This window comes from Chthonobacter albigriseus, from assembly GCF_013839445.1.
GTDB classification, from domain to species: domain Bacteria; phylum Pseudomonadota; class Alphaproteobacteria; order Rhizobiales; family Pleomorphomonadaceae; genus Chthonobacter; species Chthonobacter albigriseus.
In genome coordinates this window covers 587,573-607,825 of record NZ_JACDIT010000001.1, presented here as the reverse complement: position 1 = coordinate 607,825, position 20,253 = coordinate 587,573, and the positions used below count along the sequence as shown (strand labels likewise).

Here is a 20,253-nt window from a genome sequence, read left to right as displayed (position 1 = left end):
GCGCCGCTCGACCTTGCCCGTGTTCTCGCGCCCCGCTACACCGGCGCGATGAATGGTCCAGCCCCCGCCTTTCGCGTCGACAGCGCTGCCGTCTTCAAGATCGCGCTGCCCATGACGCTTGCCTTCCTGTCCACGCCGCTCCTCGGAGCGGTGGATACCGCTGTGGTCGGCCAACTCGGCGACCCGGCGCTGCTGGGCGGCATAGCGGTCGGCGCTCTCGTCTTCGACGTGATCTTCTCCACCTTCAACTTCCTGCGCTCCGGCACCACCGGCATGACCGCCCAGGCTCTCGGCGCAGGCGACCGGCATGCCATGTCGCTGGTGTTCCTGAGGGCGTTGGTGCTGGCCGTCGGACTGGGCGTGTCGCTGGTGCTGCTGCAAGCGCCGATCCTGTCGGCCGGCGTCGGCTTCATCGCCCCGAGCCCTGCGGTCGCCGAGGCGACGGCCGTCTATTTCGGCATCCGCATCCTCTCCGCCCCCTTCGCGCTCGCCAACTACGCCATCCTGGGCTGGGTGCTCGGGCTCGGCCGGGCCGGACTCGGCCTGCTGCTGCAGACCCTCCTCAACGGGATCAACATCGCCGGCTCCATCATCCTCGGCCTGACGTTCGGGTGGGGCATCGCCGGCGTCGCGTGGGGAACGGTGATCGGCGAGGTCGTCACTGCCCTGGTCGGCGTGGTGGTCTGCCTCGCAATCGGGCGCGAGGGCCTGCGCCGGGGCATCGCGGACCTCTTTGAAGCTGCGGCCTTCCGCCGGATGATCGGGATCAACGGTGACATCATGATCCGGTCCTTCGCACTCCTGTTCGCCTTTGCCCTGTTCACCCGCCAGGGAGCGGCATTCGGCGACACGGTGCTGGCCGCCAACGCCATCCTGATGAACTTCTTCCTGATCGGCGGCTATTTTCTCGACGGCCTCGCCAACGCCGCCGAGCAACTCGCCGGCCGCGCGGTGGGAGCCCGCCGCCGGGCGGAGTTCTCAACCGCCGTCCGCCTGACCGTCGTCTGGGGGGTCGTCTTCTCCACTGTGGCCTCGGCGATCTTCTTCATCGCCGGAGGGCCGATCATCGACCTGATGACCACCTCCCCGGACGTCCGGGAAGCCGCTCGCACTTTTCTTCCCTGGGCGGCCCTGACGCCGCTCGCGGGTGTGCTCGCGTTCCAGATGGACGGCGTCTATATCGGCGCCACCTGGTCGAAGGAGATGCGCAACATGATGCTCGCCTCGCTCGCCATCTTCCTCGTCGTCGTGGTCGCCGCTGCGCCGACCCTCGGCAACCACGGCCTATGGCTGGCGCTGCTTGTCTTTTTGGGCGCGCGCGGGATCACCCTCGCTCTCCGCTTGCCGCGCCTGTCCGCCCGCACCTTCCCCGGCTGAGGACCGTCATGCCCGACTTCGCGCTCGATCCACGCCTGTCAGCGGACACCAAGGTCCTCGGCGACCTCGCGCTCTGCCGGCTTCTCCTGATGAACGACGCGACCTGGCCGTGGCTCGTGCTGGTCCCGCGCCGGGCCGGTCTCGTCGAACTGATCGACCTCGACCGCGAATCACGCGTGCTTCTGATGGACGAGATCGCCATCGTTTCTTCGGCCCTGAAGGCGGCGACGGAGCCGGTGAAGCTGAATGTCGCGGCCCTTGGCAACATGGTCCGGCAACTGCATGTCCATGTGATCGCGCGTTTCGACACGGATCCGGCCTGGCCGGGTCCGGTGTGGGGCAGGGTGCCCGCCCGGCCCTATTCGGATGCCTCCGCGCAGGACATGGCCGAACGGATCGCGGCCCGCCTCGGCGGCCACCTGAAGCCGGCCGGCTTCTGAGAGGAAGTGGAATGACGGACAGCTTTCGAGATGCGTCCAGCCGCAACGGCTTCTCGGTGAACCCGCTCGATCGCCGGTCTGAGAAACGAGGCGACCCGTCGGTGATGGCCGATGCGTTGGCCGATGTGCGAGCCGGCGCCTTCCTCTATGTCGACGACCGGATCGTCCTCGATCCGACGACCGCCTCCCCGGCCGTGTTCGATCTGGCGCGCGCGAAGCGTCTCGGCGCCGACCTCCATGAAAGCGTGCTGCTCGGCTGGATGCCCGACGGGGCGCCGCGCTTTGCGGCCTTGCTGCCTGGCGAACCGGCCGACGAACTCGTGGTCACCGACCTCCGCAGCCTCGCGCTGGAGGGCGAGGTCGACGACGACCTCTACGGTCCCGTGGCGCAGGGCCGCTCGTTGCTCGCCTGGCACCAGCGGCATGGCTTCTGCGCCAACTGCGGCCGCGCGACGGTTCCCTCCCAGGCAGGCTACCGGCGCGACTGCGCCCATTGCCAGGCGCAGCATTTCCCGCGCGTCGACCCGGTGGTGATCATGCTGTCGGTTGACGGCGACCGCTGCCTCCTCGGCCGCCAGCCCCGCTTCAAGCCGGGCAGCTATTCCTGTCTCGCCGGGTTCCTGGAACCGGGGGAGACGATCGAGGACGCGGTTCGCCGGGAAACTTACGAGGAGGCCGGCATCCGCGTCGGCCGGGTGGATTACCATTCCAGCCAGCCCTGGCCCTTCCCCTCGTCGCTGATGATCGGCTGTATCGGCACCGCCGAGAGTACCGAGATCGTCATCGACCGCGACGAGCTGGAGGACTGCCGCTGGTTCCCCCGCGACGAGGTTCTGTCCATGCTCGCCGGACAGCATCCGGACGGTCTTTTCTGCCCGCCGAAACTTGCGATCGCCCGCAGCCTGATCGGCCACTGGGCCGAGGGCTGATCATTCCGCCGGCCTGAGGCCCTTTTCCGCCTCGGGCTCGCGGATCTTCTCGCGGAACGGGTCGGCCGGATAGGTGCCGAGGATGCGGACCTCGTGGCTGAAGAACGCCAGTTCCTCCAGCGCGAACTTCAGCGGCTGGTCCTCCGGATGGCCCTCGACGTCGGCATAGAACTGCGACGCGTAGAACTGCCCCTCCAGCTGATAGCTCTCCAGCTTGGTCATGTTGACGCCGTTCGTCGCGAAGCCGCCGAGCGCCTTGTAGAGCGCGGCGGGCATGTTGCGGACGCGGAACACGAAGCTGGTGATCGTCGGCGTGCCTTGCGCGGGCGCCGGTCGGGCCTCCGGAGACAGGATGACGAAACGCGTGGTGTTGTGCGCGGCGTCTTCGCAGTCCTCCTTCAGGATGTCGAGCCCGTAGATCTCGGCGGCAAGCCGCGAGGCGAGCGCGCCGACCGACGGATCGCCGCGCTCGGCGATCTGCCGGGCGGAACCCGCCGTATCCGCGCCGATCACCGCTGCAAGCCCGAGCGAACGCAGCGTCTGGCGGCACTGACCGAGCGCCTGCACGTGGCTCTGCACAGACTTGAGATCGGAAAGCCGGGTGCCCTTGAGACCCATCAGCTGGTGATGGATCGGCTCGAAATGCTCGCCGATGATGTGCAGCGACGACGTCGGCAGCAGGTGGTGGATGTCGGCCACCCGGCCGGCGACCGAGTTCTCGATCGGGATCATCCCGAGGTCGGCGCCGCCGCCTTCCAGTGCCGCGAAGCAGTCCTCGAAGGTCGGGCAGGGGATCGCCTCGCCGTCTGGAAACACCGCCAGTGCCGCGAGATGGGAATTGGCCCCTGGTTCCCCCTGGAAGACGACGCGCAGCTTGGACATCGGACACTCGTTCTGGTGACGGTCGGCGAAACGCCGAGGCGACCTCTATCCGAGCCGCCGCCGGGAGGAAAGGGGATAGCCGTCGCGCCGGGCTTCAGGCGAGCACGGCCCGCGCCCGTTCCAGGTCCTCCGGCGTGTCGACCCCGAGCGGCACGTCGTCCACCAGCGCGACGTCGATCCGCATCCCCGCTTCCAGGAGGCGCAGCTGCTCCAGCCTCTCCCGCCGTTCCAGGACGGAGGGTGGCAGCGACACGAAACGCTCCAGGGCCGTTCGGCGGAAGGCGTAGAGGCCGATGTGATGGAAGAGCGGCCCGTCCCCCCATGGCGCTGTCGCTCGCGTGAAGTAGAGGGCGCGGAGCCGGTCGGGGCCGAGCGGCGACCCCACCACTTTGACCACGTTCGGATCCGTCCTCTCGTGCTCCAGGCGGATTTCCGCCGCCAGCGTCGCCACGTCCACCTCGGGGTCCTCCAGAGGTGCGAAGCAGGCGCGGATCGACCCGGGCGCCACGGTAGGAAGGTCGCCCTGCACGTTCACCACCACCTCGCAGGTGCCATTGGGATCGATGCGGCCGATTGCCTCATAGACCCGGTCGGACCCGCTCGGATGGTCGGGCCGCGTCAGCACCGCGTCGCCGCCGGCCGCCCGAATCGCCGCGGCCACAGGTTCGGCGTCGCACGCGACCACGACCGGCCCGATATCGGCCTCCATCGCCCGTCTCCAGACATGAACGATCATCGCCTCGCCGCCGATGTCGGCAAGCGGCTTGTTGGGCAGGCGCGTCGCCGCAAGGCGCGCGGGAATGACCACAAGAGCTTTCATCGGCTTCCTCATTCCGTTCTGCTCCTTGGCTTCCGCGCGAAGGGCGCTATCGTTGCATCGCCGAGCGGGTACAAAAGTCTCAACCGGGTCTGCGTTATACGTATGGACATCGGGCTGGGAAAGTTTGTAGTTTCCGGCCGATTTCCGGGTGGGGACAGGACCTCGGCCTCCGGCTTCCCACGCGGGGCCGATCGGTGGTCGTTTCCCCCGCACCGTGGTTTCTGGAGCCCTGAATGTCCCTCGAATTCAACAAAGTTGCCGCCGCGGTTCTGGGTACGCTGGTCTTCGGCATGGGTACCGGCCTTCTGGCCGATGCCATCTACCACGTGCCCGAACCGGAGACGCCCGGCTTCGAGGTCGCTGCGGCCGAGGAAGCCGCACCCGCGGAAGCCGATGCCGGCGCCGCCGAGGAGCCCATCGCCGTCCGTCTGGCCTCTGCCAGCACCGAGAACGGCATGAAGGCGTCGAAGGCCTGCGGTTCCTGCCACGACTTTGAAAAGGGTGGAGCGAACAAGACCGGCCCGGGCCTCTGGGCTACGGTTGGCCGCAAGCCGGGGAGCCACGAAGGCTATGCCTATTCCCAGGCGATGGTCGAATTCGGCAACGCAAACCCGGCATGGGACTTCGAGCACTTGGACGCGTTCATCGCCAATCCCAAGGGGCACGTGCCCGGCACCAAGATGGGCTACGCCGGCCTGAAGAAGTCTCAGGATCGCGCTGATCTCATCGCCTACATGAACACGCTGAGCGACAGCCCGCTGCCGCTCCCGGCCGCCGACGCCGCTCCCGCTGCTGAAGCCGCTCCTGCTGCTGAAGCTGCCCCTGCCGCCGACGCTGCTCCGGCGCCCGAGGCCGCTCCGGCCGCGGAAGCTGCCCCGGCCCCGGCCGAGGCTGCCCCGGCAGCCCCTGCAACCGGCGAAGCTCCGGCAGCACCGGCAGAAGGCACCCCCGCCGAAGCGCCCGCCGCGACCCCTGAGCAGCCCGCTCCTGCGCCGGCCCAGTGAGTCCGCTGGCGGACGAACAGTGACGACAGGCCGGGCCGGAAGCCCGGCCTTTTCTTTGGGATCAGACGGGAATCAGACCGGGATCGGGCGATCCGCCCAGGCGCTGAGCCGCGTCGACCGCAGCGCGGCCACGCTGGAGACCTTCTCCCGGTCCAGGATCGACAGCATCCCCGTCAGGATGGCCGGCACAAGAGCCGGTCCGCCGTAGATGAACCCGGTGTAGAGCTGCACCGCGTCGGCCCCGGCGGCGATCTTCTCCACCGCGCTCGCCGCGTCCGCGACGCCCCCCACCCCGATGATGAACGGCTTGGGTCCGACCCGTTCGCGCATCTTGGCCAGCACGATGGTCGACCGCTCGAACAGCGGCGCGCCCGAAAGCCCGCCGGTCTCTCCCGCCAGCGGATGGGTGAGCCCGGCCCGCGACACGGTGGTGTTGGACACGATCAGCCCGTCGATCCCTCGCCGGATCGCCACATCGGCGATGTCGTCGAGCCCTTCCTCGGTGACATCGGGAGCGATCTTCAGAAGCACCGGCACCCGCCGCCCCGCCGCATCGATCGTGTCGTCCCGCGCCCCGACCACCCGGCCGAGCAGGTCGTCGAGCGCCTCGCGCGCCTGCAGATCGCGCAGGCCCGGCGTGTTCGGCGACGACACGTTGGCGGTGAAGTAGGAGGCGAACCGCGCGAACAGGCTCACGCCGGCCACATAGTCGCCCGCCCGGTCCTGGCTGTCCTTGTTGGCCCCGACGTTGACCCCAACCACGCCGTTGCCGCTGCGCGCCGAAAGGCGTGCCAGCGCGCTCTGGTGCCCTTCGTTGTTGAACCCCAGCCGGTTGATCACGCCCTTCGCCTCGGGAAGCCGGAAGATGCGCGGCTTCGGATTGCCCGATTGCGGCCGCGGCGTGAGCGTGCCGACCTCCGCGAAGCCGAACCCCATCGCTATGAGGGCGTCCGGCACCTCGGCGTTCTTGTCGAAGCCCGCGGCCATGCCGAGGGGATTGGCCAGTGTCAGATCGAAGAAGCGGACCTGGAGGCGCGTGTCCCTGACCGGAAGCGGAGCGGGAACAACCCCGTACTTCAAGGCTTTGATGGCCAAGCCGTGCGCGGTCTCCGGATCGAACCGGCGCAGCAGGCCGGAGGCGAGGGTCGCTAGGGTCATGTGCCCGCTCCGCCGAGGTCTGTCGGGAACAGGTGTCGGCCATCCGCGCCGAGCGGCAGCGGCACCACAGCCGTGACCGCTGACAAGGGAAGGGGTCCGTAGAGATGAGGAAACAACTGGCCCCCGCGCGACGGCTCCCACCGGAGCGCATCGCCCAGCGCCCCGGCGTCGACGCTCACCAGCAGGAGGTCGGCCGCCCCGGTAAAATGTCGGGAGGCCGTCTCGACGACTTGGGTTGCGTCGGAAAGATGGATATACCCGTCGCTGTGGTCCACCGGCGCTCCCGAGAAGGCGCCCGCCCGCTCGGCTTCGGCCCAGAGGCCGCGCGGCACGATCTTGTAGATGAACCGGCTCACGGCGGCGGATCTCCAGAGTTCTGGCGTAAACGGGGCGGCCAGCCGGATGGGCAGGGCCGCCCTGCCGATTATCCCTCCCGGCGCGGGGAAACAAGCCGCGGCTGCGAGACTTTCGATGCTGGACCGCGCGCCTATGCTCTCCCATGACCGAATCTGGGGATTGATCGATTCGCTGGCTGCCCGGAACGGACTGTCCGTCTCCGGGCTGGCGCGGCGGGCTGGCCTCGATCCTACGACCTTCAACAAGTCCAAGCGTGTGGCGAACGACGGACGTCTCCGCTGGCCATCGACCGAATCGCTCGCTAAGATTCTCGATGCGACGGGCACCAACGTGGTCGAATTCTATCTCGGCCTCGGGCTCGAACAGAAAGGACATGCCGTTCGGCGTCTCTCCGCCCCCGTTGTTCGGCGGGCGGTCCAGCCAGCGGGGGGCTTTGCCGAGGAGACCGTGCCTCGGGACGACGAAACCGGAGGTGAAGAGTCCGGCGGATGGTTCCCGGCCCAGCCCGGTGTCGCCCTCTTCATGGTCGCCGTTCCTGCGTCGGCGGTCGGCGGGCTCTACAGGGCGGGTGGCACGTTGATCGTATCGCCCGACGCCGAGATCGGTCCCGGCGACCGCGTTCTCGCCGTGGGAACGGACGGGGAGGCGAGCGTGTTGCAGGTGAAGGCGCGCGGACGGGCGGACCTGGATCTGACGCGCCTGGACGGGACCGGAACCATCCGGCTCCCTGTCAAAGGGTCGGTGTTCCTGGCGCGGATCCTATGGGCCAGCCAGTGAGAAATGCGAGGAGGCGGACGTCTTGGTCGGGGCGCATGCACGCAAGCGAAGGGGATTCTGGTCGACGTGGTCGATGCCCCTCCTGGGCGGTCCGTTGATCACTGCGATCTGCGGCGCATGGCTCTTCCTGGCCTACGGCACCCCTGACGACGGTTTTCGATCCACTCTCTCCCCCACAGACGAGATCGCGGCGGATGCTTCGGCGGCCGGCGCCGACCTCGTCCCCACCGGGGGAACGCAGGCCGTGGCCGCTCTCGTCGACACCGTCGCGGCGAAGGCCCGCGACGTCACCCCGCCGGGAGTGACGCCAGGACCAGCTGTCGACGGCCCGCTCAAGCGTATCGCGCCGCCCAAGATCGAGACTCTCGACCGGCCGAAACCCACCGACGTCTTCCGCCGCATCGTCGTGCTCGACGCCGGCCACTTCAGGGTCGTTCGCAAAGGCGAGGCGATCGTGGTTTCCATCGCCGGCATCCGAACGCCGGCTTTCGACGAGACCTGCAGGGACACTGCCGGGGTCGAATGGAAGTGCGGCGCCAAGGCCCGTGCCGAGCTGGCGCGCCTGATCGGGGGACGCTCCCTGGAATGCAGCATGGTCGACACCACCGATCCACGAAATCCCACGGCACATTGCGCCGTGGGCCCGCGCGATCTGGCCAAATGGCTGGTGGAGATGGGCTGGGCCGACCCCACCCACGAGGACAAGGTGCTGTCGCCCCTCCATGCGGCCGCCAAGGACCAGCGCCGGGGCCGCTTCGGTCCGGCCCCGCTGGGCGTCATCGCCGGCTGAACGCCTTTCAGACCTTCAGTCGACCCGCAAGCGCGTCGTCGATCATCGCCGCCGTTTCCTTCAGGCCGTAGAGCGCCGCGAAGGATCCGAACCGCGGCCCCTTATCCTGGCCGAGCAGGATCTGGTAGAGCGCCGAGAACCATTCCAGGCTGACGCCGGGGCCGCCGTCCGGGCTCTTCTTCGACGGATCCTGGTAACGCTCGAACTTGCGTGCCACCGACAGCACTGCGTCCTGCACGGTTTCTGCCGACGCGTCGGCCGGGAGGCCGGTGAGCGCGTCCCGCAAAGCCGCCAGCGCCGCCCGCTCCACCTCGTCCGGAGCCCGGAACTGCTTGGTCGGCGCGACCCGGTCCTCGTAGAAGCGGATCGCGTAGCCCGCGAGCTCGTCGAGCTTGGGATGGGTGGCCGCGGAGATCCCGGGCTGGTGCCGCGAAATGTAGGCCCACAGCGTCGCCTTGTCGTGCGCGTGGCTCGCCGAAACGAGATTCAGCAGCATCGAGAAGCTGATCGGCACCGGCGTCACCGGTGGATTGCCGGAATGGATGTGCCAGACCGGGTTCTGCAGCTTGGTGTCCGCGTCCTGCTCCGGGTATTTCTCCAGGAAGGTGAAATACTCGTCCACCGCCCGCGGGATGACGTCGAAGAACAGCTTCTTGGCCGTCTTCGGCTTCTGGAACATGTAGAGCGCCAGGCTGTCCGGCGAGGCGTAGGTCAGCCACTCGTCGATGGTCAGGCCGTTGCCCTTGGACTTGGAGATCTTCTCCCCGTTCTCGTCCAGGAAGAGCTCGTAGTTGAATCCCTCCGGCGGCACGCCGCCGAGCACCCGGCAGATCTTCGACGACGTCTTCACGTTGTCGATGTGGTCCTTGCCGCTCATCTCGTAGTCCACGCCGAGCGCGGCCCACCGAAGCGCCCAGTCCGGCTTCCACTGCGCCTTGGCGTGTCCGCCGGTGACCGGCGTCTCGAACCGCTCACCGGTGTCCGGGTCGGTCCAGACGATGGTTCCCGCGGCGACGTTGCGATCTTCGACCGGCACCTGCATGACGACGCCGGTCTTCGGGTGCACCGGCAGGAACGGCGAGTAGGTCTTCCGCCGCTCCTCGCGCAGCGTCGGCAGCATGATCGCCATGACCTCGTCGTAGTGCTTCAGCATCTCCAGCAGCTTCTCGTCGAGCACGCCGGCGGCGTAGACCTCGGTCGCCGACATGAACTCGTAGTCGAAGCCGAAGGTGTCGAGGAAGCTGCGCAGTTTGGCGTTGTTGTTGTGCCCGAAGCTCGGCCACTCGTTGGAGAAGGGGTTCGGCACGCGCGTCAGCGGCTTGCCCAGATGCGGCCGGAGCAGGTCGGGATTCGGCACGTTCTCCGGCACCTTGCGCATGCCGTCCATGTCGTCGGAGAAGCAGATCAGCCGTGTGGCGATCTTGTCCTCGGTGAGGATGCGGAAGGCGTGCCGCACCATGGTCGTGCGCGCCACTTCGCCGAAGGTGCCGATATGCGGCAGCCCGGACGGTCCGTATCCCGTCTCGAAGATCACCCCGCGTTCCGGATGTCCCCGTTTCGCCAACCTGTCCACGATCTTCTTGGCTTCCTCGAAGGGCCAGGCCTTGGAGCGGCCGGCCGCGGCGAGAAGCGCGGGATCGTGAAGCGTGGCGGGGTCGGCGGAGGTGGTCATCGGTTGCCTCGAGAAGGAAACCGCCCGGTCGGGCGGACGGCGGAAAGTATGGACCGCATCCGTTCCCGTCAATGCGGGTTCAGAGCGGATTTGAGCGCATTCCGCGCTTGTGGTTAGGTCGCATCCGCCCCACATGGGGCCCGGCAAGAATTGCGAGGGGATGATGACGAAGCTGTCCAAGCACGAAGCGCTGATCTGGGTCATGGTGGTGACGTCCGCCGCCGACCACACCATGACAGAACGGGAAATGGAGCAGCTTGGCCATCTCGTCAGCCTGATGCCCGTGTTCAACGATTTCGAAGGCGACGTCGGTCGCATCGCCGAAACTGCCGCCGCGCGGCTGGCCGAGCCCGACGGCCTCGACCGCATCCTCGACCTGGTTGCCGAGAGCCTGCCGCAACGCCTGCACGAGACCGCCTACGCGCTCGCCGTCGAGGTCGCGGCCGCCGACCTCCTGGTCAAGCAGGAGGAACTCGTGTTCCTGCAGATGCTGGAGGATCGCTTCGAGCTCCCCAAGCTCGCCGTCGCCGCCATCGAGCACTCCGCCCGCGTCCGCTACCGCAAGGGCGTGTGACGACTCGGGGAGTATGGTCGGGCGGTACCGGCGACGTGGAGATGGATTCCCTATTCGTTCTCCACTATCGTCCGCCCTCGTGACCTCCGCGCCCACCGACCTTCTCCCTCCGCGCTTTGCCGACTGGTTCGCTGCCCGTGGCTGGACCCCGCGGCCGCATCAAGTCGCGCTGCTGGAGAAGGCTGGCGAACGCCGGTCCGTGCTCCTCATCGCACCCACCGGCGCCGGCAAGACGCTGGCCGGCTTTCTGCCGTCTCTGGTCGAGATCGCCGCCCGTGGCCGCCACAAGCCAGGCACCCGCCGCCGCGGCATCCACACCCTCTACATCTCGCCCCTGAAGGCGCTGGCCGTCGACATCGAGCGGAACCTTGAGAAGCCGATCAGCGAGATGGGTCTCGCCATCACGGTGGAGACCCGCACCGGCGACACGCCGAGCCACAAGCGCCAGCGCCAGAAGCTCGCCCCGCCGGACATCCTCCTGACGACGCCGGAGCAGCTCGCGCTGCTGATTGCGGCCGATGATGCCTCGACCTTCTTCGAGGACCTGAAGACCGTCGTGCTCGACGAACTCCACGCGCTCGTCACCTCCAAGCGCGGCGATCTGCTCGCGCTCGGCCTCGCTCGCCTGCGGTCGATCGCTCCGGCCATCCGCACGGTCGGCCTGTCGGCCACCGTCGCCGAGCCTGACGACCTGCGCGGCTGGCTGGTGCCGCAGAGGCCGGGCGAGCCCCCTGCGCTGGCCGACCTCGTCACCGTGGCGGGCGGAGCGCGGCCCGAGATCCGCATCCTCGACACCGAAGAACGCGTTCCTTGGGCCGGCCATTCCGCCCGCTACGCGATCGGTGAGGTGATGAAGGAGATTGCCGCCCACCGGATGACGCTGATCTTCGTCAACACGCGCTCCCAGGCGGAGATGCTGTTCGCCGAGCTCTGGAACCATAACGACGACGCGCTGCCGATTGCCCTCCACCACGGCTCGCTCGACGCTTCCCGCCGCCGCAAGGTGGAAGCCGCGATGGCGGCCGGCTCCCTGCGGGCGGTTGTCGCGACCTCGACGCTCGACCTCGGCATCGACTGGGGCGACGTCGACCTCGTCGTCCACGTCGGCGCGCCGAAAGGCGCCAGCCGCCTCGCCCAGCGCATCGGCCGCGCCAACCACCGTATGGACGAGCCGTCCCGCGCCGTGCTGGTCCCGGCCAACCGCTTCGAGGTGATGGAGTGCAAGGCCGCCCTCGACGCCAACTACCTCGGCGCGCAGGACACGCCGCCGATCCGCGACGGCGCCCTCGACGTCCTCGCCCAGCACGTCCTCGGCCGCGCCGTCTCCGGGCCGTTCCGCCCGCTCGACTTCCACGCCGAGATCGTCTCGGCCTATCCCTACCGCGGGCTCGACTGGGAGACCTTCGAGCGCGTCGTCGACTTCGTGGCGACCGGCGGCTACGCGCTGCGCTCCTACGAGCGCTACGCCAAGATCCGCCTCACCGCCGACGGCACCTGGCGGCTGACCCATCCTCGCTTCGCCCAGCAGTACCGGCTGAATGTCGGTACCATCATCGAGGCGCCGCTGATGAAGGTGCGCCTTGGCGGCAAGGTCCGCGGCACCGGTCCGGTGATGGGCGGCCGCATCCTCGGCGAGATCGAGGAGTACTTCTGCGAGACCATGGCGCCCGGCGACACCTTCCTCTTCGCCGGCGAGGTGCTGCGCTACGAGGGCATCCGCGAGAACGAGGTGATCGTCTCCCGCTCCCGCGACACCGAGGCCAAGATCCCCATCTACGCCGGCGGCAAGTTCCCCCTCTCCACCTTCCTCGCCGAGGGCGTCCGCCGGATGTTGGGCGACCCGGAGACCTGGAAGCGCCTGCCGACCCAGGTCGCCGAGTGGCTGGAGATCCAGCAGTTGAAATCCGTCCTGCCGAAGTTCGACGAACTGCTGGTGGAGACCTTCCCGCGTGGCAACCGCTTCTACATGGTCGCCTATCCCTTCGAGGGTCGGCTCGCGCATCAGACGCTCGGCATGCTCCTCACCCGCCGCCTCGACCGCATGGGAGCCAAGCCGATCGGCTTCGTGGCGACCGACTACTGTGTCGCCGTCTGGGGGCTGGAGGACCTCGGCCACCTCTTTGCCGTGAAGCGCCCCAGCGTCCACCAGCTCTTCGACGAGGACATGCTCGGCGACGACCTCGATGCCTGGATGGCCGACAGCTACCTCTTGAAGCGCACCTTCCGCGCCTGCGCCCTCATCTCCGGCCTGGTGGAGAAGAAACACCCCGGCGAGGAGAAGTCGGGCCGCCAGGTCACCGTCTCCACCGACCTGATATACGACGTCCTGCGCACCCACGAACCCGACCACATCCTGATGCGGGCCACCTGGGCCGACGCCGCCGGAGGCCTGCTCGATATCGCCCGCCTGTCGCAGATGCTGTCGCGAATCAGCGGACATATCGTGCACAAGAGGCTCGACGTGATCTCCCCGCTCGCCGTTCCGGTGATGCTGGAGATCGGGCGTGAACGGGTCGCGGGCGGCGAGGGCGAGGAGGAACTCCTGCGCGAGGCCGCCGACGACCTGATCGCAGATGCGATGCAATGAGGGCGGGATGGCTCTGGAACGAAGCGGGAAGGGATTTCTTCCCAGCCGGACGGGATGGCTGTCACGACGACGCAGCGGCCGGGCGCGTCTGCTATCATGACCGCTCTCGCTTCTCCGGATCCGGAACCCCCTGTGCTCACCCGTGACGGTCTGATCCATCTTTCCGGCGCCGCCGTCCGGCTGGACTGGTCGGGCGCGCTGCATTGGCCCGAGGAGGAACTCCTCGTGGTCGCCGACCTCCACTTCGAGAAGGGCACATCGCAGGGCATGCGCGGCCGCTTCCTGCCGCCCTATGATACCCGGACCACACTCGGTGCGCTCGAGGAGGTCGTCCGTCGTTTATCTCCCAAGCGGGTCATCGCGCTCGGCGACAGCTTTCACGACCGCGCCGCCGACGGCCGTCTGATGGAAGGCGAGCGAAACCGCATACGCGCCCTGACCGCCGCGGTGGACTGGCTCTGGATCACCGGCAACCACGACCCCGAACCGCCCGAAGGCCTCGGTGGCCAGTCCGTCGACATCGTCGCCATCGGCCCGCTGGTATTCCGGCACGAACCCGGCCGCGGTCGCCAGACCGGCGAGATTGCCGGCCACCTGCACCCCTGCGCGCGCGTGGGCGTACGGGGTCGCGCCCTCCGCCGCCGCGCTTTCGTCAGCGACGGCGCCCGTTGCATCCTGCCAGCCTTCGGCGCCTACACCGGCGGGCTCAACGTGCTGGACGATGCCTATCGCGGCATGTTCGATCGCGTCCGCATGATCGCGTGGATGATCGGCGACCAGCGCGTGTATCCCGTCCGCGGACCGATGCTGGTGCCGGACTAGTCGCGGCGGAAGATGATGCCGGCCAGCCATCCCGTCAGGCAGGCGATCAGCACGGTGCCGATGCCGTAGATCAGTCCGTGCTGGTGGGCGTAGAGCGTCATCAACTGCTCGAACCCCACCTTCTCGATGATCATCTCCTCGGACGTGGTGGAGAGCATCGCGCCGTCACGGAACAGGAACACCGTGGCCGTGTAGGTCCCGACCGGCACGTTGGCCGGCAGCACCACCGGAACGCGGAACAGCTGCGCGCTCAGGAACTCGACCGACCCTTCCTCCTGCTTGTAGAGCCGCGACTCCTGCATCAGGCGCAGGAACGCGTCCTCGAAATCGGTGCGGACCGGAGGCGTCTTGGACGTCGTTGCGTTGATCGGCAACATGTCCAGCCCGATGCCGAGCTGCGCGCGAAGGCTGGGGGCGGCGATTGCCTCCAGGTCGTTGGTCGAGTGCACCGAAAGGAAAGACGGCACCCGCCCGATCCGTTCGGAGTCCCGGTTGATCCAGAGCCCCACGGTTCGGTCCTTGCGCCGCGTCACCAGTGTCGTGAGCGGGCCGGACAGCGCCACCACCACCTCGTAATTCGACGAGCGGGCCACCGTCTGTGCGTCACGCTCGATGGTGCCGAAGATCACCACCTGCGAGCCGGTGAAGTTCGACGTGATCGACACGGCATCGTGGGAAAGCGCGGTGACGAGTTGCTCGCTTCGGGCGGAAGGCGACGCCAGGCAGGCGCCTGCGGCGATCAGGGCGGCGATGAGGCGCTTCATAGCCCCGCCCCCGAGGAGTGCGTGATCGAGTAGAGCTCCTTCGGCATCACCACGAGATCGACCGCGAACCGCACACCCACGGACAGCACGAGCAGCCCGAGCAGCGCGCGCAGTGTCTCGCCGCGCAGCCGCTGCCCGACCTGGGCGCCGAACTGCGCACCGATCACGCCGCCGACCATCAGGCAGAGCCCGAGCACCGCGTCCACGGTCTGGTTGGTGGACGCCTGCATGATCGTTGCGAAGGCCATGGTGCCGAGCGTCTGCATCAGCGTGGTGCCGATGACGATCGAGGTCGGCACCTTGAGGATGTAGATGAGCGCCGGAACCATGATGAACCCGCCGCCGATGCCGAGCAGGGCGCCGAGAAACCCGATCGCGACGCCGAGTACAACGACCGGAATTGCGGAGATCGCCAGCTTCGACCGGGGAAAGCGCACGCGCAGCGGCAGCCGCTGCATCCATCCGCGTGCGGCGGGCCGCCCGACCGGCAGCGGCTTGCCGGCCCGCTGCGCCGCGATGGCGCGAAGCGCCTCGGTCAGCATCAAGGCACCGACGGTGGAAAGAAAGGTCACGTAGGAGAGCGCGATGACGAGGTCGAGTTGCCCGACGGCTCGCAGCAGGCCGAAGACCCACACACCGATGCCGGATCCGATCATGCCGGAGACGAGCAGGAACCCGCCAAGCTTCACGTCGATCGTCTTCTTGCGGATATAGGCCAGGGTTCCCGAAGCCGACGAGGCGACGATCTGGCTCGACACCGTGGCGACGGCCACGGCGGGCGGAATTCCCGAGAAGATCAGAAGCGGAGTCAGGAGAAAGCCGCCGCCCACGCCGAACATGCCCGACAGGAACCCCACCGCCGCACCCATGCCGAGCAGCATGAACACGTTCATCGGCAGTTCCGCGATGGGCAGGTAGAGTTCCACGTACGCTCCGCAAATGGTGGGCATGACCCGGCAGGGTCGTTCGGAAAAGATGGATGCCGGCCGAAACGGACGCCGCTCCCGGCTCGGAGGATGGCTCGAAAGATATGGACCAAGTATTGCGGAGCCGGATATTCGGTCCTGCCCGGAGCATTTTATTCGAGACTGAGGCATAGAAGTGTCGCTCCGCGGCTCTAGGGCCGCGAACCGGATCACGATCCCGGTTGTTCGTCTCCAGGGGGCTGTTCCGGAACGAAGGACCTCAGCGTGACCGAAACCCTTTCCGACGTGCTGCCCGACGATGTCGAAGCCGCCATCCAGCGGGTTCTGAAGCAAGCCTGCGAGCGCGATCTGAAGATCACCACGGCCGAAAGCTGCACCGGCGGGCTGATCGCCTCTCTCCTCACCGACGTGGAGGGTTGCTCACACGCCTTCGAAAGGGGTTTTGTGGTGTATACCGAGGATGCCAAGCACCAGATGCTCGGCGTGCCCATGGAGATGCTGGAGAAGGAGGGGGCCGTGTCCCGCGCAGTCGCCGTTGCGCTCGCCGAGGGCGCCCTGGCCCATTCCCCAGCCGACATCAGCCTGTCGGTGACCGGTTTCGCCGGTCCGGCGGGCCCGGGCGACGAGCCGGGCCTGGTGCACTTCGCCTCGGCCCGCAGGGGGCGCCCGACCCGGCACCTGGAAGCCCACTTCGGCGATGTCGGCCGCGGGGCGATCCGCATCGCCTGCGTCCGGACGGGTCTCGGACTGCTGAGGGAGATGCTGTCTTGACAGAGGTTTCCGCGATGGCCGGCTCCGGCAAGTCCGCAGAGTTTCGCTCGATCCACCGCCACGGGTTCGTGCGCGTGGCCGCCTGCACGCCCGCCGTCGCCACCGCCGATCCCGCCGCCAATGCCGCGGAGACCATCGCGCTCGCCCGCGAGGTGGATGCCGCGCGTGTCGACCTCGCGGTCTTTCCGGAACTCGGCATCTCGTCCTATGCGATCGACGACCTGCACCTGCAGGACGCGCTCCTCGAGGCCGTGGAGGCCGGAATCGCCGCCATCGTCGATGCGAGCCGCGGCCTGGCGACCGTGCTCCTCGTCGGCGCCCCGGTCCGCCGCCAGGGCCGGCTCTACAACTGTGCCCTGGCGATCGCGCGTGGCCGCATCCTCGGCGTGGTGCCGAAGACCTTCCTGCCGAATTACCGCGAGTACTACGAGAAGCGCTGGTTCGCCTCCGGCGCCGGACTCTCCGGGCTGGAGGTCACCGTCGCCGGGCAGACCGCGCCCTTCGGCACGGACCTCCTGTTTGCCGCCGCCGACCTCGCCGACTTCATCTTCCACGTTGAGATCTGCGAGGACTACTGGGCCCCGACGCCGCCCTCCACCCTCGGCGCGCTGGCCGGCGCCCTGATCCTCTGCAACCTCTCCGCCTCCAACATCACCGTGGGCAAGGCCGTCGACCGCGCGCTGCTGTCTGCGTCCCAGTCGTCCCGCTGCGCCGCCGCCTACGTCTATTCAGCCGCCGGCGGCGGCGAGAGCTCCACCGACCTCTCCTGGGACGGCCAGGGCATGATCCACGAACTCGGAGAGGCGCTCGCCGCGTCCGAGCGCTTCCCGGAGAAGCCGCAGTTCGTCGCCGCCGACGTCGATGTCGGTCGCCTGCGCCAGGAGCGGATGCGCACCCCCACCTTCAACGACGCCGCCGCCTTGAACGGTCACCCGGAGACCCGCTTCCGCACCGTCTCCTTCCAGCACCAGCCCGCGCTCGACGACGTTGGCTTGCTCCGCCGGGTTCGGCGCTTCCCCTACGTCCCCGCCTCGCGCGAGCACCTGGACCTCGACTGCTACGAAGCGTTCAACATCCAGGTCGAGGCGCTGATCAAGCGGTTCCGCTCCACCGCCGGCAAGACCATGGTGATAGGCATCTCCGGCGGCCTGGATTCCACCCACGCCCTGATCGTCGCCGCTAAGGCCTGCGACCGCATGGGCCTGCCGCGGAGCGCGATCCTCGGCTTCACCCTGCCGGGCTTCGCCACGGGGGATACCACCAAGTCCAACGCCTGGGCGCTGATGCGGGCGCTCGGCATCACCGCCGACGAGATCGACATCCGGCCCGCCGCCCGCCAGATGCTGGCGGACATGGGCCACCCCTTCTCGGCCGGGGAGCCGGTCTACGACGTCACGTTCGAGAACGTCCAGGCGGGCCTGCGTACCGATTACCTGTTCCGCCTCGCCAACCAGCGTAGCGGCTTCGTCATCGGCACCGGCGATCTCTCCGAGATGGCGCTCGGCTGGTGCACCTACGGCGTCGGCGACCAGATGAGCCACTACGCCGTCAACACGGGCGTGCCGAAGACGCTGATCCAGTACCTGATCCGCTGGTCCGTGCGCACCGGCCAGTTCGACGATGACGTATCGCGAACGCTCACGGCCATTCTCGACACCGAGATATCGCCCGAACTCGTCCCTGCGGACGCCGACGGCAACATCCAGAGCACCCAGTCGCGCATCGGACCCTACGAACTGCACGACTTCTTCCTCTTCCACATCCTCCGCTACGGCATGGCGCCCTCCAAGGTCGCCTTCCTCGCCTGGCACGCCTGGCGCGACCGGGATGCAGGCTCCTGGCCCTTCGAGTTCCCGGACGACAAGCGCAACGAATACGACCTCGCCGAGATCAAGCGCTGGCTGAAGGTCTTCCTTTTCCGCTTTTTCCAGATCAGCCAGTTCAAGCGTTCCGCCATCCCCAACGGACCCAAGGTCTCCTCGGGCGGAAGCCTTTCTCCGCGCGGCGACTGGCGCGCCCCGTCCGACAGCGTGGCGACTGCCTGGCTCGCCGAACTGGAAAATGCAATTCCCGACGCCTGACTGTCGGGATGCGCGGGTCCCGCGCGTCTTCCATCGGATCGCGGGAATTTGGAAGGACGGGCCAACCGGGCTTAGTCTCGATCCTGCGAGGGGGATCGGGAGGTTGGGACATGTCCGGGAAGGTTCATCTGCTGGTCGGCACCCGCAAGGGCGCCTTCATCTTCGACGCTGACGAGAGCCGCGACGACTGGTCGATCCGCGGCCCTTTCTGCGACATGTGGCCGATGAACCACGTGGTCGGCGATCCCGCCACGGGCACGATCTACGGGGCAGGGGGCAACGAATGGTTCGGCCCCGCCGTCTGGAAGTCCACCGACCTCGGCGCCACCTGGACCCACTCCAGCGAGGGCATCGGCTACGCCGAGGGCGAGACGCCCGTCAAATCGGTCTGGAGCCTTGCCCCCAAGGGCAACCGCGTCTATGCCGGCGTCGAGCCCGCCGGGTTGTTCGTCAGCGATGACGGCGGCGCGAGCTTCACCCACATCTCCGGCCTGCGTGACCACCCGAGCCGCCCGGAGTGGCAGCCGGGCGCCGGTGGGCTCATCCTCCACTCGCTCGTGCTTCACCCGAGCGACGAGAACCAGATCTGGGTCGCCATCTCCACGGCCGGCGTATTCCATACCGCCGACGGCGGCCGTACGTGGCAGCCCCGCAACCGCGGCACCCGCGCCGACTTCATGCCGGAAGGGCAGAATTACCCCGAATACGGCCAGTGCGTGCATTGCCTCGTGATGGCGCCCGGAAAGCCGAACCGCCTCTACCAGCAGAACCACTGCGGCATGTACCGTTCCGACGACGGCGGCCAGTCCTGGGAGAGCATCGAGGAGGGGCTGCCGTCCACCTTTGGCTTCCCTGCCGCGGTCCATCCGCGCGATCCCGACCGCCTCTACCTGCTTCCGCTCAACGGCGACATCAAGGGGCGCTTCGTGCCCGATGCCAAGGCAGCGGTCTGGTGCACTGGCGACAGTGGCAACACCTGGAAGGACAGCCGCGCTGGCCTGCCCCAGGAGAACGCCTACTTCGGCGTGCTCCGGCAGGCCATGGCGACGGACAGCCTCGACCCCGCCGGCGTCTACTTCGGCACCAGCACCGGCGAGCTCTACGGCAGCCGCGACGAAGGCGGCTCCTGGAAACCGATCGCCGAGCATCTCCCACCGATCCTGTCGGTGGAGACTCTTGTTCTGCGCAGCTGAAGGAGCGGGGGAGATGTCGCAGGCACACGTCGAGCCGGACAGCGCGCCCGTCCACGTGCGCCTGCCGCCCGCCTTCGCCAACCTTTTTCCCGATGCGCCAAGGCGGCTGGAGGTGCACGCCGCCACGGTCTCGGAGCTCTTCGACCGGCTGGATGAGCTCTGGCCGGGCATGCGCGATCGGCTGTGCGACACCCGGCCGGCGATCAGACGTCACATCAACGTCTTCATGGATGGCGAGCGCCTCACCCTCGCAAGTCGTCTGCCGCCCGGTTCGGACGTCTTCGTGCTGACGGCGGTGAGCGGCGGCTGACGGCCGCCGCTTCCCCGTT

At 68.1% G+C, this 20,253-nt stretch carries 20 protein-coding genes; 13 read left to right on the top strand and 7 right to left on the bottom strand.

Annotated elements, in window-relative coordinates:
* Nucleotides 1-48 precede the first annotated feature (48 nt).
* From HZ321_RS02650 to nudC, 3 genes are read left to right on the top strand one after another with little or no spacing between them, the layout of a single operon-like run.
* Nucleotides 49-1,377: an MATE family efflux transporter gene (locus HZ321_RS02650; protein WP_181699934.1), complete on the top strand. Its 1,329-nt coding sequence runs from the start codon at nucleotides 49-51 to the stop codon at nucleotides 1,375-1,377.
* A gap of 8 nt (nucleotides 1,378-1,385) precedes the next feature.
* The gene (locus HZ321_RS02645; protein ID WP_181699932.1) at nucleotides 1,386-1,817 is read left to right on the top strand and encodes an HIT domain-containing protein; all 432 of its coding nucleotides are present in this window, start codon (nucleotides 1,386-1,388) and stop codon (nucleotides 1,815-1,817) included.
* Nucleotides 1,818-1,828: 11 nt separating this feature from the next.
* Nucleotides 1,829-2,746 carry an NAD(+) diphosphatase gene (nudC, locus tag HZ321_RS02640; protein ID WP_181699930.1) on the top strand — a complete coding sequence of 306 codons (918 nt, stop codon included), beginning with the start codon at nucleotides 1,829-1,831 and terminating at the stop codon, nucleotides 2,744-2,746.
* Here nudC and HZ321_RS02635 read toward each other — a convergent pair whose 3' ends face one another.
* Nucleotides 2,747-3,628, bottom strand: a complete 882-nt coding sequence (locus tag HZ321_RS02635) for a prephenate dehydratase (RefSeq protein ID WP_181699929.1) — start codon at nucleotides 3,626-3,628, stop codon at nucleotides 2,747-2,749. It lies immediately after the preceding gene.
* Between the two features lie 94 nt (nucleotides 3,629-3,722).
* On the bottom strand, nucleotides 3,723-4,448 hold the full coding sequence (locus tag HZ321_RS02630) for a 3-deoxy-manno-octulosonate cytidylyltransferase (RefSeq protein ID WP_181699927.1): 726 nt from the start codon (nucleotides 4,446-4,448) through the stop codon (nucleotides 3,723-3,725).
* Nucleotides 4,449-4,681: 233 nt separating this feature from the next.
* Here HZ321_RS02630 and HZ321_RS02625 point away from each other — a divergent pair, with 233 nt between their 5' ends.
* Nucleotides 4,682-5,452 (top strand): c-type cytochrome, encoded by a 771-nt coding sequence (locus HZ321_RS02625; RefSeq protein WP_181699925.1) that lies wholly within the window; start codon nucleotides 4,682-4,684, stop codon nucleotides 5,450-5,452.
* Nucleotides 5,453-5,524: 72 nt separating this feature from the next.
* Here the strand turns inward: HZ321_RS02625 and HZ321_RS02620 are convergent, their stop codons facing one another.
* Nucleotides 5,525-6,610: a quinone-dependent dihydroorotate dehydrogenase gene (locus tag HZ321_RS02620; RefSeq protein ID WP_181699923.1), complete on the bottom strand. Its 1,086-nt coding sequence runs from the start codon at nucleotides 6,608-6,610 to the stop codon at nucleotides 5,525-5,527.
* Nucleotides 6,607-6,966 carry a DUF952 domain-containing protein gene (locus HZ321_RS02615; protein ID WP_181699921.1) on the bottom strand — a complete coding sequence of 120 codons (360 nt, stop codon included), beginning with the start codon at nucleotides 6,964-6,966 and terminating at the stop codon, nucleotides 6,607-6,609. Before HZ321_RS02615 ends, HZ321_RS02620 begins: the two co-directional genes overlap by 4 nt.
* A 160-nt stretch (nucleotides 6,967-7,126) precedes the next feature.
* Here HZ321_RS02615 and HZ321_RS02610 point away from each other — a divergent pair, with 160 nt between their 5' ends.
* Nucleotides 7,127-7,744, top strand: coding sequence for a helix-turn-helix domain-containing protein (locus HZ321_RS02610; protein ID WP_181699919.1), 618 nt, complete (start codon nucleotides 7,127-7,129; stop codon nucleotides 7,742-7,744).
* Nucleotides 7,745-7,817: 73 nt separating this feature from the next.
* Nucleotides 7,818-8,534, top strand: coding sequence for a thermonuclease family protein (locus tag HZ321_RS02605; protein ID WP_181699917.1), 717 nt, complete (start codon nucleotides 7,818-7,820; stop codon nucleotides 8,532-8,534).
* A 7-nt stretch (nucleotides 8,535-8,541) separates the two neighbouring features.
* On the opposite strand, the gene HZ321_RS02600 is transcribed toward HZ321_RS02605, so the two are convergent.
* Nucleotides 8,542-10,206 carry a lysine--tRNA ligase gene (locus HZ321_RS02600; protein ID WP_181699915.1) on the bottom strand — a complete coding sequence of 555 codons (1,665 nt, stop codon included), beginning with the start codon at nucleotides 10,204-10,206 and terminating at the stop codon, nucleotides 8,542-8,544.
* A gap of 163 nt (nucleotides 10,207-10,369) precedes the next feature.
* Between HZ321_RS02600 and HZ321_RS02595 the strand changes: the two genes are divergently transcribed.
* The 3 genes from HZ321_RS02595 (at nucleotide 10,370) to pdeM (ending at nucleotide 14,189) form a co-directional block, all read left to right on the top strand.
* A complete protein-coding gene (locus tag HZ321_RS02595; protein ID WP_181701712.1) occupies nucleotides 10,370-10,780 on the top strand; it encodes a tellurite resistance TerB family protein in 411 nt (136 codons plus the stop codon).
* Nucleotides 10,781-10,859: 79 nt separating this feature from the next.
* A complete protein-coding gene (locus HZ321_RS02590) occupies nucleotides 10,860-13,367 on the top strand; it encodes a ligase-associated DNA damage response DEXH box helicase (protein ID WP_342343799.1) in 2,508 nt (835 codons plus the stop codon).
* 96 nt (nucleotides 13,368-13,463) lie between these two features.
* Complete coding sequence (pdeM, locus tag HZ321_RS02585) at nucleotides 13,464-14,189, top strand: ligase-associated DNA damage response endonuclease PdeM (protein ID WP_181699911.1); 726 nt, start codon at nucleotides 13,464-13,466, stop codon at nucleotides 14,187-14,189.
* Here the strand turns inward: pdeM and HZ321_RS02580 are convergent.
* Both HZ321_RS02580 and HZ321_RS02575 read right to left on the bottom strand, forming a co-directional pair.
* On the bottom strand, nucleotides 14,186-14,953 hold the full coding sequence (locus tag HZ321_RS02580) for a TIGR02186 family protein (protein ID WP_181699909.1): 768 nt from the start codon (nucleotides 14,951-14,953) through the stop codon (nucleotides 14,186-14,188). The genes pdeM and HZ321_RS02580 overlap by 4 nt on opposite strands.
* The gene (locus tag HZ321_RS02575; protein WP_181699907.1) at nucleotides 14,950-15,879 is read right to left on the bottom strand and encodes a TSUP family transporter; all 930 of its coding nucleotides are present in this window, start codon (nucleotides 15,877-15,879) and stop codon (nucleotides 14,950-14,952) included. Before HZ321_RS02575 ends, HZ321_RS02580 begins: the two co-directional genes overlap by 4 nt.
* 264 nt (nucleotides 15,880-16,143) lie before the next feature.
* Between HZ321_RS02575 and HZ321_RS02570 the strand changes: the two genes are divergently transcribed.
* From HZ321_RS02570 to HZ321_RS02555, 4 genes are all read left to right on the top strand, one after another.
* Entirely contained in the window at nucleotides 16,144-16,650 is a 507-nt protein-coding gene (locus HZ321_RS02570; RefSeq protein WP_181699905.1) for a nicotinamide-nucleotide amidohydrolase family protein, read from the top strand.
* A 14-nt stretch (nucleotides 16,651-16,664) separates the two neighbouring features.
* Nucleotides 16,665-18,731, top strand: coding sequence for an NAD(+) synthase (locus HZ321_RS02565; RefSeq protein WP_181701711.1), 2,067 nt, complete (start codon nucleotides 16,665-16,667; stop codon nucleotides 18,729-18,731).
* Nucleotides 18,732-18,841: 110 nt separating this feature from the next.
* The gene (locus HZ321_RS02560) at nucleotides 18,842-19,924 is read left to right on the top strand and encodes a WD40/YVTN/BNR-like repeat-containing protein (protein ID WP_181699903.1); all 1,083 of its coding nucleotides are present in this window, start codon (nucleotides 18,842-18,844) and stop codon (nucleotides 19,922-19,924) included.
* 13 nt (nucleotides 19,925-19,937) lie between these two features.
* Nucleotides 19,938-20,234 (top strand): ubiquitin family protein, encoded by a 297-nt coding sequence (locus HZ321_RS02555; protein WP_181699902.1) that lies wholly within the window; start codon nucleotides 19,938-19,940, stop codon nucleotides 20,232-20,234.
* Nucleotides 20,235-20,253: the final 19 nt, after the last annotated feature.